We start from the raw sequence: 14,649 nt of genomic DNA, 5'->3' as shown, positions 1-14,649 counted from the left end.
GGGATGGTTAACTGTATGCTGTGGAATTCATACAAATTAAAAAAAGGCAAACTCCGGGTACACAAGTGTACTCGGGTTTTGCCTTTTCAGTAACAATCCCACTTGAAGGATAGCACCTTCATTGGAATCTGACAAGTGAAAGCGCTACATTTTTTGATGTTTTATTAAAAAAGTTTTACTTTCGCAACGGTAATATTATGGTATATAATCTCCTTAACTTAACAGTGTTAACTTATATAACGATGTTAAAAAAAGGGGGATGAAATCATGAACCAATATGATGTTATTGTCATCGGTGCAGGATTGGGTGGCTTATCCTGTGCAGCAAGACTCTCTGCGCTCGGTTACCGAACAGCTGTTTTTGAGAGCCATACTCTGTCTGGCGGTTTCGCAACTGAATTTACAAGAAAGGGATACACTTTTGATGTCTCCTTGCATGGTGTCGGCGGACTCGAGGAAGGAAGCTTTGGTCAGATGCTGAAGGCCTGTAATGCGGACCAGCGAATTGTTCCTCTCCGCAAAAAGCACCCTTACTCCATTCGTTGGGAAGGCCAGAACATTGATATTCCGTCCGATGTTCAGGAGTATGTGCAGCTCCTCAAGAACATGTTTCCTACTGAGGTGAAAGCCATTGACAGTCTATTCGCGGGCATTCGCCGTTTTGAAACAGGCTTTTCTGCTTTTTCTACTCTCACTTCCTGGCGCAAGGCGGTTGGCCTGCTCAAAGCTGGGACCTTTCTCCGCTGGACGCAAATGACCACCTGGGAAGCTGTAAGCCAGTTTGGGTTATCTGACCGCTTCACGGAATTTTTCACCGCGCTGTGGGCCTATTACGGATTGCCTCCAAAGCGACTTGCGGCCCTGTATTTTTTTATTCCCTGGATCGGCTACCACATGGAGGGGACTTATTACATTGAGGGAGGCGCACAGGCTTTATCCAATGCACTGGTTGACGCTATTAAGTCAGCGGGAGGAGAAGTCCACCTGCGCAGTCAGGTATCTGAGATTATACTCGAACATGGTAAAGCTGCTGGTATCCGTCTGAAAAAAGGGGATGTATATAAAGCCAACTGGATTGTGTCTGGTATCAGTCCCCATCATACCTATGGCCGTCTACTGGAAAACCATGATGCTGCCCGTCGTGAGCTGGAAGCTGTCAGCAGTTTGGAGACTGGCACGTCTCTCACCCAGCTATATCTGGGATTATCATGTGAACCTCATGAGCTTGGCATCACCGAAGAAGACTTAATCCTGCGTAATGAGCCGGATTCGGAGACAGATTATGAAGTAATGGTGAGCGGCCAGTACACGAAAGGCAACTGGATGCTCACGAATTATAACGCCATGGACCCTAAGCTCAATGAACCGGGAAAGGGTGTCATCGCAATTACATTTTTGGACAGATTGGAGAACTGGCCTGCCGCACGTCCCGAATACAAAGCCAAAAAAGAAGCCGTGACACAGCAGATATTGGGATGCCTTGAACAGCTGTATCCGGGTTTTAGCAGCAAAGTGATGGTAGCCGAATTGGGCACACCACGCACGATGCAGCGTTATACCGCTAATCCCGACGGGGCTGTTTATGGCTACGCACAAACGGTTCGGCAGTCCGGTATAAAAAGGCTCAAGCACAAATCAGCAGTAAAACGTCTATCATTGGTAGGGGCCTGGACACAGCCTGGGGGCGGGTTTCAAGGGGTTATGAACTCGGGTATAATGGAAGCTGATCGTATCGCCGCCAAATTGGGGTAGGCAGAAAGGGCAAGTACATCTACTCATGAAACATATCAAACGCCGAGAACGTGAAAACAATGAGATCCGCCGGAAAATCATTGAGGCCGCCCGGTCGCTTTTCTTGAATCAAGGGTATGCTGAAGTCTCCATGCGCAAAATTGCGGATCAGATCGAATATTCACCAACAACTATTTATCATTATTTTGCCAATAAGGAAGCCGTTGTCCGCGAACTGCTGTTAGAAGGAAATACCTTGTTCCTACAGGCGCTTCAGCAGCGTGTGGATGAAGCACGGGTAGCGGGATCGAATGCGCTGGACACACTGAAAACGGTATCTGATGCGTATGTCCGTTTTGGAACAGCTAACCCGGAATATTACAACATTCTGTTTATCAGCAACCTGGAATCTGTAAGCTTGGTCAGCCTTATAGACAGTGGGCGCTTTAAAGGCTTTGAGCTGCTTGAAGCTGGGCTCAAAGCTGCTATGGAGGAGGGCTACATCATTCAAGGAGATGAGCGCCTGATCGCCAGATCCATATGGAGCATGCTGCACGGATTGACTTCTTTGCTTCTAAATTTTGAACTTCCTATGGCAAAATCCAATGATGAATTGATCGCATTCACTATAGATACTTTCCTCAAGGGGTTAAGCCGCTGAGGCAGCGGCTAACTTTCTTTACCTCACATCACTGTACATGTGAATCCGTATACGACCCTTCCGAAAGATTAACGAAGCTCCAAATCTGAAAGCTGCTTAAGCACGGCTTCAATACGACGCTTATCTTTTTTGAGCATCACGAGCTGCAAAGAAGCAAGAAGCAGATCTGAGATATTGGCCCAAGCGTCTGCTTCCAGAGCGGGCAGAAGATCCCGATGAATCATAATATCTAGCGCCTCCGTTGCAATCTTCTGATGAAGCTCACTACTGGATAGCCATTCAATCACCTGCTCAGCTGTAGGACAAGAGTAGGCGAAAAGTACTGCCCAGCCATCGACCGGATGATTGACCTTATCCCGTATCCAGTTAATGACCTGCGGTGAATGAAAATGCTGTAGCTGCCCATTAGCGGTATATCCTTCTAATTTGCCATCTGCAACCCAATGCTGTAGCAGGTGATTGCAAACACATACCAAGCCTTCCTGCTCGGGTATGCAGCGGGCGCTCAGATAGGCGCGTGTGGACGCAAATGCACCCTTAGCATGTAGGGGATTGTTTTGAGCTAAAGATGTCCATACTTGCGCGGTTTCCGGTTCCCACAAGGAGCGAACCCAATCAGCAGCCCCACCCCCTGCGGTCTCCCCTACCCAAACGGCCCATGTAGAGAATGGAACCTGGCTATGTTGAATGTTCTGCCAGTGCTGCTCCCAGGCAAGAAAAATATCCTTTGGATCATAGGCTTGAAAAGCCTGCACCACAGCAGGATGATCTACGCCATGCATGCTGGTGTAATGGATCAACGTCTCCAACGACTGCGCGTCCTCCAGCTTCATCGTACAAAACATGTCCAACCAGCGTTGCCACAGTTGTAGTGGTGGACTGTTTAGCTGAATGCCATGCTCGTCTGACACATTAGACCAATCCCACAGCCATAGTCCGTGCAAGGTGAGCATGGTTTCTATATAGGCAGGTAGATTTTCCGCGAGCAGCGTAAACTGATCCAACTCATGATCATAACAGAACACCGCTGGCTCTGTTGCGGATGTCGCCATATCAAGCAGTATCGGATCACCCGCACCATTATAATTAAGGATCAGATATCGTTGTTCGTCCGCTGCTGAGTCGGTATCTTCCCCATAAGATGTAAAATAGCCAATATACTCATGATTCCAGCCAAATTCTCCTGTGATATCGTCGAGGATATTCGGTTCTTGTTCAAGGCCATTACTGCTTTCATATGAACAAGCCGGTTCATCGGCTACAATACAGTGTTGGGGGAGGCACCATAGCAAATGTAAGCTGCCACACCGCTTTATCAACTCAGACAGGGAGGCAGGCAAAGGCATCTGCAGCCGTTCCTCCAACTCAGTTAGTTCACTTGTAGAAATCCCCTTCGACCATTGGTATACCACGTCAGACATCCCACCTTGTCTCAGACGATCGGCGATCTGTCCCAGCTTTTCTAAGGTTCGTTCAAAATGTACTGTCATTCGTATTTGTCCTCCTCTTACTCTACAACCCGGCAATGCTCTTTTTGCAAGAATGCTAGAATTTCATCACGAAGTGCTATCGCTGTGGGTTCATAAATGATCGCCACTTCGCGTCCATATGCATAGTTAAAACGCACATATCCGCCTAGAGTCTGAAGAAAAGCCATGCAGATATGCTCGTTTTCAATCCATAGATTTGAGTCAAAATGCTGTTTAAAACGCTGAGCCAATACCTGTATAGATGCTGGAGCTATTTGCAAGGCTTGATCGTTCGGATGGGCTGAACCGCAAGCTTGCGCCGTCTCCGGTGGATTAAATAGTAGAAATGTTGCTGCTCTATCCAGACTGACAGGTTCGAAATAACGGGGGAATGGCTCTATTCTTCCGAATTCATCCTGTAGTATATGCTCCAGTGTATCTGTAAATGGAACCTGAACATCTAATGGCTTCTTAGTAATGACCTCCGAATGTCGCGGTAGCCAAAGCAAACCTTCGACCTGAGGGTGCACCGCTAGGAAATCCCCATCTATGGAGCTACCGATGACCACGCACTCGCCTAGCTGTTGCACGGTGATCGGACAGTTATCATCATGCCTCCACAGTTCGTAATCCGCATAGGATTGTAATAGTTGAGCATCAGGCGGTTCAATCACCAGCAGTCCGCAAAAGGTACCAGGCCCATAGCGGGTGAGGAATGCTACATAGGGAGGTGGTAAAGTTAATCCATAGGTATGTTCGAAAGTTGTCAGTTCTTCGGCAGCCACCGTCGTATGTTGTGTGGAAACCCAATACATATGAATACACCTGCTTTCCGGCACTCTATCTATAGGGGTAGAGTCCAAAAGTAAATGAGAGATATGCTATAATCAGGAAATAAAATAGTTATAGATTAGTCTATCTTAATTCCGTAGGAACTACAATTTGTGAGGGGACGAAGGAGGAACACATCTTATGACATCAGGGGTACAAGCCTACATCGGTCCAATTTTTGAGGAGATTGACCAGACATACGCTTCTGAGCAAAAGCGCATCGCCGAATTCCAAATCAAAAGCGTCCTTCACGAAGGGATTCATGAATACTTAAAAGTTACTTGTAAGAAGGATGGGCTGTGGGTGGATACCCACGAACCGTTTGATTGGGATCGTCGTAGACCGGATAGGGGAATTTCTGGGTTTACAGATGGGGTAACATTGCAGCAGGTGCAGGACGAATGGATGCCTATGTTCAAGGAAAAGATAGAGGCGCTATTTAATTCGGAAGAATTCAGCTCCATGTTCTTTCGTTATCGACTGGATTTTCATCTGGAAGTGGTCTTGGAGAATAAGGCCAATCATTTTACATTCTCACTCCTAAATGAAGATAAACGGCAGCAACTGTTAGCCACTATCCAACAGTTTGTAGAGCAGAAGCTCAACCCTTCCAGTAAAGCTATCCCGAAGGAAGAGGACGATTTCTTCTTAGTGAGACACTTGCTTGATCCTCATTTGTACCCTGTAAACGCCCAGCGGATGAATGAGTTGCTGAATCGAATGGATGCCAAAGTGAAGGTCAGCCGCAAGCGTGAGGAAGCATGGAGGTATCAGCTCAGCAGTGGCTTAAAGCATTGGGCTGAGGATGAATTTCTGCTGAAGTATGCGGATCGGGAAAAAAGCTATGGACTGGATTATAAAGTGAAGCCCGATATTCTCCCTTCGGAAATTCCCGCGCCAGCCATGGAGATGTTCCTGCTTACCGCGATGCGGGTGGGCTCGACCGATGCCGATGCACGGCAGAAGTATTTGGAGATTGCTGCACAGTTGGTTTCGGATCAGGCAGCCCAGTGGCTTAAGAACGGATCAGGAAGCATCCCAGCGTTATATACAAGTGAGCGAGTCATCTGCCAAGCCAATGATATTTTGCAAACGCTGGAGGTTCAGATTCGTTCAGAGGAAGAAGAGAGCTATAGAGAAGCACTCGTATATTTATGCGATATTTTAAGAAAGGGCTTTACCAAGGAATATCGGATGAAGTTCAAAAGCAAGGTGAAAAACTACCTGCCTGTACCCAAGTTGGCTAAATCTACGTTGCATCGTTTCTTCGCCAATGCACTTGAATATCCTGCGCTGCATCCGTTGCTGGCTGAATATGCTGAGGTCGTGATGGAAGAGTTCAAGTGGTATAACGATGTAGAGCCCGGTGAAAAGTCGGCAATGCCGGGAACCTATGCGGTGATGGGACTGGGCCTAAAAGGAAAGAACTATTTCCCATTAGTGAATCGTTATATGAAGCTGGTGGACAGTGAACATCAGTCCGTACAGGACGGTTACGCCGCTGTATTTGCTGACGCACACGGACTGACACCGGACACGATACCCGTTTGGACGAGGGTTCTACTGGCAGGCAACGAGTCTGCCAAACCACTGAAGTCATCCGGAATTGAAACCGTAGAGCAGGCACAGGTACTGGTGGAGGAGCTTAAGAAGCTGGAGAACTACGAACAAGAGGTGCTTGTTTATCGTATATGGGGTGGCGCGAAGAAACTAAAAAACAGCCTGAAGCAGGCTGTCCCTGAGGTAAAAGAGCTGCTGGAAACGCTTATTCCATAAAAGCATCATATTCATGATAATATCGCAGTCCTTGCGCAATGCGTTCAATATCCAGCTCGCTTCCGCTGTGGCGTAACACTTCAATGACATCCTGTACAGTCGCCACCTCCAGCCAAGATTGCACCTGATGGTCTGGCAGAGATGCAGGTATACTTTCATCACGATGATTGGTGACGGTGAGACCGGCATCCTCCAGTTCCCACAATTCTTCCTCGGGAATGATGTAATAGGTAGAATTGAGCGGATTACTTTGAACATGTTTCAGATTAGCAAATACCCATTCATTGATTTCTGTTTGGTCAACGGCATGGACCAGTGCTTCAAGGCTGTCAAAAGTTTGTATGCTCATGTATGGAGGCTCCTCTCTTAGCCGCTGGCTTATGCTGTAGCTTTTGTAATATCTTTAAGATGGACTGGCGATTCTTCGCATCCTTAATGTACCTGGGAATGGAGTGGGAAGCCGTACGCATCATACCGGATGCAGGCTTTTCTCGCAACTCGGCAGAGATATAGGAGAGCAGGTAATTCAGGTGTATCCGGTTAAGAGCCCAGACAGGTTTCCCCCGATAGTAATCTAGGAAGTACAGCTGGAGCTGGAAAATAGGGTCTTTTCCGTTTTGGATCACGTTCGTATGCCATTCGCGTGATTGCACACGATGCACCGGAACCTGATTGCGTGTCTCACAGTGCGGACAGTTTATATTTGTATTTTTATGGAGTTTCGTTCGGTCATCATGGATTTCGATATTAAAATACCGTTCGCAATGGTTGCATACGCCGCGTGCATAGAATGTATAAGATTCGGGCTGCTGATATGTGTAGTAACAATGAGAACATCGAACGACGTAATAACAGTCTTTTTTGGATATGGAAATAAAAGCTTGGCCCTGACAACGGGGGCAGTGAACAGTTACCTGTTCTCCTCTTCTAATCACGGCGCTAAAGTCATATTTGTATCCATATTCATCTTTGAAGCGTTTTTGCTCCATGTTCGTTCCTCCTTTTCGGAAAGATCGTAAAAACGCACTCTTTATATTTCATATGTTATAATATTCCTTAACAACAGAATGGCTTAGATGGGCGGTCGGCTAGTCTCCTGTGAGGGAGGTGAGGCCTGTGGAGGTTAAAGACACCTTAATGTTGATGATTCAATTCGCAACGTTGGTGATTCTGATTCTTTCCTTCCATAAAAAGAAATAGACCGCCCGTGGTAGGAACCGGTCTATTTCGAATACCGTGAACTTGCAGCCACCGCCCTTAAAAGCGGCTGTTGCCAAAGAGTGAGGATGTTGACGCATCTTCACTCTTTTTTAGAATATACATCTTATTCCCATTTTAACACTTGAAAAAGACCTTTTCAATGTGCCTAAGAGCGAAAAGGTGAATAAAGATGCGCGAAAGGAGAGGGCGAGCATGAGCATTTTTACAGGACTACAGCGTCCGCAATTCCAGGCTTACTATGATGAGGCTTTTCTAATAGAGCATCGTTTTGAAAATGGTATGGGCTTTCCGCCTTCTTATATAGATTATGTCAAAACTCTTGGTTACGGGCGACTATGCGGCTTATGGAACATTCATATTCCTCTTGGCGATCACCCGGATTCATGGCTTCATCGTTATCATGATTGGCGGGCTTGGTTTGATGATTTGCTGGAATCAGAAGAGGTTTTACAAGAAGCGGCGCTGGAGCCAGATGGTTTTCCGGAGCTTTTGGAGCATGCGGTCCCTTTCGCTTCCAGTGAAGAGGATGACTTGCTGATCTGGGATATTCAATCGCCTGATGAACGGGGGGAATTCCTAATCTATGCTTTGAATCTGCGCACATGGGGCAATTTTCGGTATGCAGCCTCGGATTTGTATAGCCTCGTCGAAGCGTTGGTGGATGAAGAGCGCGTGAAGTCGGTATTGGGGACAGAGCGTACATCATTCCCATATACGTTTGAACCCTTTTAACAAGTCAAATAACCACCTTGGCATTCAAACTTCAAGGTGGTTATTTGTGCTGCTATTCTTCCTAGCGGTCATCATATTGGGCTAAATATTGCTGTACCAACTCATATCCAGCCACGCCCATTACCGTATATTGATTATATTCTTCCAGTTCCAGATTGCGTATATATTCATCCCCACAGTATAGATGGCCCGCGCAATTAAAATATTTTAGCTGCTGTTGTTCCTCGGAAAGAGGGCGATGATCGATAATGGGCCATACTCCTTTCGTCAGATTTTGGGTGGCGGTGAATATAACTTCAAATCGGCCGCGATAATTTGTGAACGGAAGATATGTCGTTTCTCCCTCGTACGCTTGATTCTGGCCTATGGATAGAACCCCGAAGGAGAACGCTTTTTTGAATCTACCATACAGTGCGCAGATCACCTGACATACCGCAAATCGGCCGTCATGCAGGGGGATAACAAAAATATCGCCTTCCTGATGTTTGATTCTTTTGAACACCATCGTCAGGCCAGCTCTTCCTGAAGGATCTCTGTTTTTAGACCTTTAGCGCTGGTAATCGTAATGCTGATCGCATCATAGCCGTTCCGCTTCGCATCTTCAAAATCGCATCGTTCGCCATTGATCAGCTCTAACTGCCCATTCTCATCTACATCGTCTGCAAACTCGTCATCCCAATCAACATTATAAAAGGCAGTTACGCTTACCTCGAAAGTATCTTCACCATCTTCGTCCAGATAGGGCAGCAGGGGAGTGCGATTGTTCTGCTGCTCCTTGGTATAAACTTCGCATAGCAGAGCATCGTAACCATGGCGGGTTCCGTCAAAAATCACGATCTGTTCACCTGTGACTGCATCTTCTGCAATAATGAGTTGGGGTGCAAATTCAGTACCAGTGATCAGCTCGTCCATAAGTTCTCCGTAATAAAAAATGTGGAATTTCGTATGTCCTGCCTGTGAACGAAGCGTACCTGTCCACTCCTGCTCGACCCATGCCTCGGGGTTTTCGGGTACAACCCAACCCTCCAAATAAGCCGGTCCCTGCTTAGCATTATGTATTTCTGTCATCATTAGGCCTTCCTTTCTGCTCGTTGAGTCGTTCAATTACCTGATTAAAAAACGTTGTAAAGTCTGTTGCCACCAGATACAAATGTCCGCATTCGTCCTGCTCTGCAATATCATAGTTCAGTTTGTCATCATAGGCATGAAGATGTGTGCGGTCCCAGTAGTACACATACGGGGTGTAGTCCTTACATGTCAGAACGTAAAAATTGTCGCCCGCATCTGCACCAATCAACAAAGCGCTCTCGACATGATTGATTTCATCCAGAAATTCATCATTAATCGCTAGAAGGTCATGATTTTTGTTGGATACCTCATATCCGAAAAAACAAGTCAAATCAATGTCTCCGTTATCCACTCGATCGAAGGGCACATTGCAATAAAAAGGGGCGGCTACATAAAATCCGTTATATTGTGAAAGAAAACGTTTATAGCCAGCGGGCAATATATGCTGTATCTGTTCCTCCAATGCTGCGATCTGGGCAGGCAAAAGCCCTGATTCAATTGCGAATGACATCAACAACCAGCCCCCTTGATTCTAGTAAACCATAAATCTCTTTTTTGGAAATGAGACGACGCAGCGGTACATCGTATGTGAAATCATGTCATCGATAGGGTGACGATTTTGTTGTCCTCATCCACATCTACCTTCACATTCACTCCTAGCTTATCCTTAAACAGCTTACTGATATTGATATAGTCATCCTTAACCGGACGGCTTGAATTACCAGTTGTGCGAGTCATCCCAGCGGTGATGATGGAACGGACGTATGTTTTATCGAGCTTGGCTTCGGGATTATAGGTATAAATCATCCGTTCCTGCTGATTATAAAAATGGGTTAATTCCGTGTAGTCGTTAGCATTCTCATACTCCTTTTCCTCACGCACATACTCGGGATGATCCATGGTATAGTGGACTCCTCCGTCCAGAAAAGGATTTTCCTTGGAGGGTCGGAGTTCATATTGTCCATAGGCTAGCTGAAACAGATACTCTAAGCCTGAGCCCTCCGCCTGGTAGTAGAGCTGACGACTGTCCCCTCTTTTATCTATAGCGGCATAGCTACTGATTAAAGGCCAGGCATCATACTTTTTATCCTTTACCTCAATGGCAAGCTTGTAATGTACAAGCACCTTTTCATTTTGAAATAATCCAAAGCTGCTCATAATAAAATACGCAGGCACACATATAATTCCGATAATAAATATGAATATAAATATTCTTACACGCATAAGTAGAGTGATTCTCCTTTGGTTGTCGATTATGTGGAAAGCTCCCGTTTGGCAGATGCACGGAATTCTTCATGCTCAACTAATTGTTTCAGAGCATGTTGTGCGAAAGGCATGCTTTTATGTACGCGAAGCAATGCAAAAGCGGCCCCCTTGACTAAGATATATGTATCACTGCGGATCAACTCTCGTGTCTGTAGTTCGATAAAGCTTCTTCTGGTCCGCCACCCTCCAGCAGTACCATAACCGCATAGGAGATCGTATCAATCCAATCGTCGAGGGTGTTGATCTGCTCTATGGTTAGCAGGTTGTTTCGCTGCAGCATACTATCAGGATACAATGCCCACGCCCGTGTATATTGGCAGATCCCCCACAAAGCGGCAATCAGCTCCCGTTCTACGGATGGTTTCTCCAACTCATCTGCCAGAACTTCAATAATAGTCATCAGCTCATGGAAATTATCCTCAATCAGTTCTCCCTGGAAGGGACGGAGCATCCCTAGAAATCCGTTTTGCATTTTGGGATGCTCCAGATCTTCATGAATAAAAGAATGACAACGTAATAGCTCACGAGCCTCCTGTTTATTCATTCAGTTCCTTAATCTCTGCCTGGATACCTCTGCACAGAAAGCTACCTGACAATCCCGTCAATGCATCGATATCAACGACCATATCTGCTTCTTCATAGCGGAAATCAAGCTGCAAGATGATGTTTTCTGTTTCTACAGGAGTTAATACATGCTCTTTGGTTTCCAGAAATGTAAAAGTCACTGCATAGCGTGGGACGTCTTTTACTGGAGCTCCAGGAATCACAGGTGCCTCAGCCGAAGGCTCCAGATCCGGTGATTTAGGGACAAGCACGCTAGCGTAGGATAGCTCAATCGTCAGCGTAATCTGGTCTTTCGTCATATTAGCAGCCGTAATTCGGTCATAATGAAAGGGAGGGAAATAGCCGAGCTTTTCGACAATGCTGTCTGCACCTTGAATAGAAACAGTTGGAGAGAAAGCCAGCTCCAGTCCGATGGACCCTGCCAGTTGGTCTTCATATTCCGGATTAATACGGACAAGGGCCTGTTCCGGCTCTACTTTCAAAATCGTGCCTATAAAATACTGTTTGCCATGGATCAGAACAATATCATGCGGAACGAACGGCAACGCTCCCCCGGCTTGATAATGAATGAGATATTCGTTCTCTTTTTTTTCAACCTTTTGAACTTGAATTTGCATAAATTGCAGCCTCCTGGGGTTAATAGTATGACGGATTGTTTAAGTGTGTGGTAAAGGGAACGGAGTCCACGATTGAAAAACATACTTCATATCCGGAGTATCCTGTTCGAGCATAAATGGAAGAATATCCATAATGGCGCGTGCTTTACTGCCAGCATAAAAGTTGCGCGAGCTATGTAACAGTTTGTTTGCCTTTATTAACTGGCTGAGCCGCAGCATAACGTCTTCCACGCTTGTTCGGTCAATACGTTTATAAACGTCCTGACGGATCGAAACGAGTATGCCGCAATTATTGGATGATTGGGACATGGGGTCATTGGACAAAAGAATGTACACTTCCGGCGTTGTCCCTTTGTTATAGGATGATTTGATACTAGGTGCCTCTATAACCAGCATCAAAGGAGTCAATTCATCATCGGTCACAATGCGGAGCAGTTCCTGCTTGTCCCAGCGGATCTTACCCTGTTTGGCTTTCTTGGATTGATAGATAGACACACGGGTATTGCGGATTCCTGATATATTCAGGAGCGTTTCAAAACAATCGAACAGGTTAGTAAAGCACCCTTCAGCAAACAAAGTGTGCTTCTCCGACAAGGAACCGGCCATTATAAAATTATAATGCAAGTTGTTAACCACAAGCATCCATCCTTTATTCATGAATTACCAATTCTTATACCATAATATATGACATGAAGATCGAATTCACCTTTTATATAGACTGTGGCCCTGTTCATTAAAATCGTTTGGAAACCAGTTCAACTTCGCGTATACTAGGAAAGTCATACATGGAACGGTCCTGAGCCGCATTGCGGCCGTATGTTGGTTACATGAACAGATTCAACGATAACGGATAAGCTCCCTTCCTGAAAAGGGTAGAATGAGAACCGATACAAAAATGGGAATTCTGAACTATGGAACGATAGATGTCATATGGCACATGAACCTATTTTACGTGACACATATTGAATACAGATAAGGGAAGTGAATACCACTTGAAGAATTTTGCAGCATTAGGCGTAGAGCAGCATTGGGTAGAAGCCTTGAAAGAACAGGGAATTTCATCCCCAACTCCTGTACAGCAGGAGTCGATTCCACTGTTGATGGAAGGTCAGGATGTTATCGCCGAGGCACACACGGGAACCGGGAAGACGCTTGCGTTTTTACTGCCGATTTTACAAAAGCTGAATTTGGACAAGCGACACCCGCAGGCACTCGTGATTGCACCTACGCGTGAATTGGCGCTCCAGATTACAGAGGAAGCAAAATGCTTGGCTGCTGCGGAGCCGAACCTGTCATTACTGGCTGTATATGGAGGACAGGATGTGGAGCGTCAGCTTCGTAAACTGAAAGGCGGCGCGCAACTGATTATTGGAACACCTGGGCGACTGCTGGATCACCTGAGACGTGGCACGCTGGATCTAGGCGGCATTAAAATGCTGGTTCTGGATGAAGCCGATCAAATGTTACACATGGGATTTTTGAACGATGTGGAGACGATTCTTCAGGAAGTTCCTTACCGGAGACAGACGATGCTGTTCTCCGCTACGATGCCAGCCGGTATTCGCAAACTGGCTCGTGTATATATGAACGAACCTGTAGATGTCAAAGTGAAATCCGCTTCTTCCGTTCCGGTGAGCCAAATCCGTCAGGTCGTTGTGCAAACAACAGACCGTGGTAAGCAACAGGCATTGGTGGATATGCTGAATACGGATCGTCCGTACTTGGCTGTTATTTTCTGCCGTACGAAGCGCCGGGCTGCCAAACTGAACGAAGAGCTGCAAGAGATGGGTTTTGAGAGCGGTGAGCTTCATGGGGATTTGTCTCAGAACAAGCGGGAGCAAGTGATGAAGGCGTTCCGTGAAGCGAAACTCCAATTGCTCGTAGCGACTGATGTAGCCGCACGCGGCCTGGATGTAGAAGGCGTCACGCATGTCTTCAACTACGACATGCCGCAGGATGCCGAAGGCTACATCCACCGCATTGGGCGTACCGGCCGTGCCGGAGGCAAAGGTGTGGCGGTGACTCTCGCCACGCCAAGGGATATTCCGGAGCTTCGGAACATCCAGAAAGTTGCTGGTGTCACGTTCACCAGCAGTGAGGGCGGCGGACAGCGTAGACCTGCTTCCGATACGGCTGATCGGCAGGGTCGAGAACGCCGTTCGGGCAGAAACGACCGCCGTTCCTACGGCGGCAACGACTCCGGCGGTGGACGCCGGGGCAGCGGCCGCGAACAGGCGGGCCGTCGTGACAGTGCAGGCGGCGAACGTCGCTCTAGCCGCGGCGGTAGCGAGCGTGGCGGATATGACCGCAGTAGCGGTAGTTCCGCACGCGGAGGCCAAGGCCGCTCGGCAGGACAAAGCAGCGAGCGTGGCGGATATGACCGCAGTAGCGGTAGTTCCGCACGCGGAGGCCAAGGCCGCTCGGCAGGACAAAGCAGCGAGCGTGGCGGATATGACCGCAGTAGCGGTAGTTCCGCACGCGGAGGTCAAGGCCGCTCGGCAGGACAAAGCAGCGAGCGTGGCGGGTATGACCGCAGTAGCAGCGGTTCCGCGCGCGGAGGCCAAGGTGGCCGCGGTGGACAAGCCAAAGGCGGCCCGCGTGGTGGTCAAGGACAAGGAGGCCGTCGCGGTCGGTCCAGATAGATAAAACAGGAGTATTCTCATAGAATACTCTACTATGGTTATCATAATAGCCCCGGGGAGGCTCATCTTCC

Annotated in this window: 17 protein-coding genes; 6 read left to right on the top strand and 11 right to left on the bottom strand. The window is 47.2% G+C overall.

Annotation, left to right across the window (positions count from 1 at the left end; genetic code table 11):
- Positions 1–267 precede the first annotated feature (267 nt).
- Both MKY16_RS23070 and MKY16_RS23065 read left to right on the top strand, forming a co-directional pair.
- Positions 268–1,752, top strand: coding sequence for a phytoene desaturase family protein (locus MKY16_RS23070; RefSeq protein ID WP_340957171.1), 1,485 nt, complete (start codon positions 268–270; stop codon positions 1,750–1,752).
- 25 nt (positions 1,753–1,777) lie between these two features.
- Positions 1,778–2,392: a TetR/AcrR family transcriptional regulator gene (locus tag MKY16_RS23065; protein WP_340957168.1), complete on the top strand. Its 615-nt coding sequence runs from the start codon at positions 1,778–1,780 to the stop codon at positions 2,390–2,392.
- Between the two features lie 68 nt (positions 2,393–2,460).
- Here MKY16_RS23065 and MKY16_RS23060 read toward each other — a convergent pair whose 3' ends face one another.
- Both MKY16_RS23060 and MKY16_RS23055 read right to left on the bottom strand, forming a co-directional pair.
- Positions 2,461–3,882 carry an SMI1/KNR4 family protein gene (locus MKY16_RS23060; protein ID WP_340957166.1) on the bottom strand — a complete coding sequence of 474 codons (1,422 nt, stop codon included), beginning with the start codon at positions 3,880–3,882 and terminating at the stop codon, positions 2,461–2,463.
- A gap of 17 nt (positions 3,883–3,899) precedes the next feature.
- Positions 3,900–4,676 carry an SMI1/KNR4 family protein gene (locus tag MKY16_RS23055; protein ID WP_340957164.1) on the bottom strand — a complete coding sequence of 259 codons (777 nt, stop codon included), beginning with the start codon at positions 4,674–4,676 and terminating at the stop codon, positions 3,900–3,902.
- Positions 4,677–4,833: 157 nt separating this feature from the next.
- Between MKY16_RS23055 and MKY16_RS23050 the strand changes: the two genes are divergently transcribed.
- Positions 4,834–6,468 carry a DUF6138 family protein gene (locus MKY16_RS23050; protein ID WP_340957161.1) on the top strand — a complete coding sequence of 545 codons (1,635 nt, stop codon included), beginning with the start codon at positions 4,834–4,836 and terminating at the stop codon, positions 6,466–6,468.
- Here MKY16_RS23050 and MKY16_RS23045 read toward each other — a convergent pair.
- Both MKY16_RS23045 and MKY16_RS23040 read right to left on the bottom strand, forming a co-directional pair.
- Positions 6,458–6,817 carry a DUF7716 domain-containing protein gene (locus tag MKY16_RS23045; protein WP_340957159.1) on the bottom strand — a complete coding sequence of 120 codons (360 nt, stop codon included), beginning with the start codon at positions 6,815–6,817 and terminating at the stop codon, positions 6,458–6,460. The genes MKY16_RS23050 and MKY16_RS23045 overlap by 11 nt on opposite strands.
- Positions 6,798–7,457, bottom strand: a complete 660-nt coding sequence (locus tag MKY16_RS23040; protein ID WP_029518561.1) for a hypothetical protein — start codon at positions 7,455–7,457, stop codon at positions 6,798–6,800. The genes MKY16_RS23045 and MKY16_RS23040 overlap by 20 nt, the downstream gene beginning before the upstream one ends.
- A gap of 109 nt (positions 7,458–7,566) precedes the next feature.
- On the opposite strand from MKY16_RS23040, the gene MKY16_RS26215 reads away from it, so the two are divergent.
- Both MKY16_RS26215 and MKY16_RS23035 read left to right on the top strand, forming a co-directional pair.
- Positions 7,567–7,668 carry a putative holin-like toxin gene (locus MKY16_RS26215; protein ID WP_219728090.1) on the top strand — a complete coding sequence of 34 codons (102 nt, stop codon included), beginning with the start codon at positions 7,567–7,569 and terminating at the stop codon, positions 7,666–7,668.
- Positions 7,669–7,881: 213 nt separating this feature from the next.
- Positions 7,882–8,421 carry a hypothetical protein gene (locus MKY16_RS23035; protein ID WP_340957156.1) on the top strand — a complete coding sequence of 180 codons (540 nt, stop codon included), beginning with the start codon at positions 7,882–7,884 and terminating at the stop codon, positions 8,419–8,421.
- Positions 8,422–8,482: 61 nt separating this feature from the next.
- On the opposite strand, the gene MKY16_RS23030 is transcribed toward MKY16_RS23035, so the two are convergent.
- From MKY16_RS23030 to MKY16_RS23000, 7 genes are all read right to left on the bottom strand, one after another.
- Positions 8,483–8,926, bottom strand: a complete 444-nt coding sequence (locus MKY16_RS23030) for an immunity 26/phosphotriesterase HocA family protein (RefSeq protein ID WP_069010046.1) — start codon at positions 8,924–8,926, stop codon at positions 8,483–8,485.
- Positions 8,927–8,928: 2 nt separating this feature from the next.
- Complete coding sequence (locus MKY16_RS23025; RefSeq protein WP_069010045.1) at positions 8,929–9,489, bottom strand: hypothetical protein; 561 nt, start codon at positions 9,487–9,489, stop codon at positions 8,929–8,931.
- Complete coding sequence (locus MKY16_RS23020; RefSeq protein WP_340957153.1) at positions 9,473–10,000, bottom strand: SMI1/KNR4 family protein; 528 nt, start codon at positions 9,998–10,000, stop codon at positions 9,473–9,475. Before MKY16_RS23020 ends, MKY16_RS23025 begins: the two co-directional genes overlap by 17 nt.
- Before the next feature lie 83 nt (positions 10,001–10,083).
- Positions 10,084–10,713, bottom strand: coding sequence for a hypothetical protein (locus tag MKY16_RS23015; RefSeq protein WP_340957152.1), 630 nt, complete (start codon positions 10,711–10,713; stop codon positions 10,084–10,086).
- A 178-nt stretch (positions 10,714–10,891) separates the two neighbouring features.
- Positions 10,892–11,299, bottom strand: a complete 408-nt coding sequence (locus MKY16_RS23010; RefSeq protein WP_340933485.1) for a hypothetical protein — start codon at positions 11,297–11,299, stop codon at positions 10,892–10,894.
- On the bottom strand, positions 11,292–11,936 hold the full coding sequence (locus MKY16_RS23005) for an immunity 50 family protein (RefSeq protein ID WP_340933483.1): 645 nt from the start codon (positions 11,934–11,936) through the stop codon (positions 11,292–11,294). The genes MKY16_RS23010 and MKY16_RS23005 overlap by 8 nt, the downstream gene beginning before the upstream one ends.
- Before the next feature lie 39 nt (positions 11,937–11,975).
- Complete coding sequence (locus MKY16_RS23000; RefSeq protein ID WP_340957150.1) at positions 11,976–12,593, bottom strand: hypothetical protein; 618 nt, start codon at positions 12,591–12,593, stop codon at positions 11,976–11,978.
- Between the two features lie 335 nt (positions 12,594–12,928).
- Here MKY16_RS23000 and MKY16_RS22995 point away from each other — a divergent pair, with 335 nt between their 5' ends.
- Positions 12,929–14,578 carry a DEAD/DEAH box helicase gene (locus MKY16_RS22995; RefSeq protein WP_340957148.1) on the top strand — a complete coding sequence of 550 codons (1,650 nt, stop codon included), beginning with the start codon at positions 12,929–12,931 and terminating at the stop codon, positions 14,576–14,578.
- Positions 14,579–14,649: the final 71 nt, after the last annotated feature.

The organism is Paenibacillus sp. FSL L8-0641 (assembly GCF_038006265.1).
Taxonomy (GTDB): domain Bacteria; phylum Bacillota; class Bacilli; order Paenibacillales; family Paenibacillaceae; genus Paenibacillus; species Paenibacillus polymyxa_D.
This window is presented reverse-complemented; position numbering and strand designations above follow the sequence as displayed.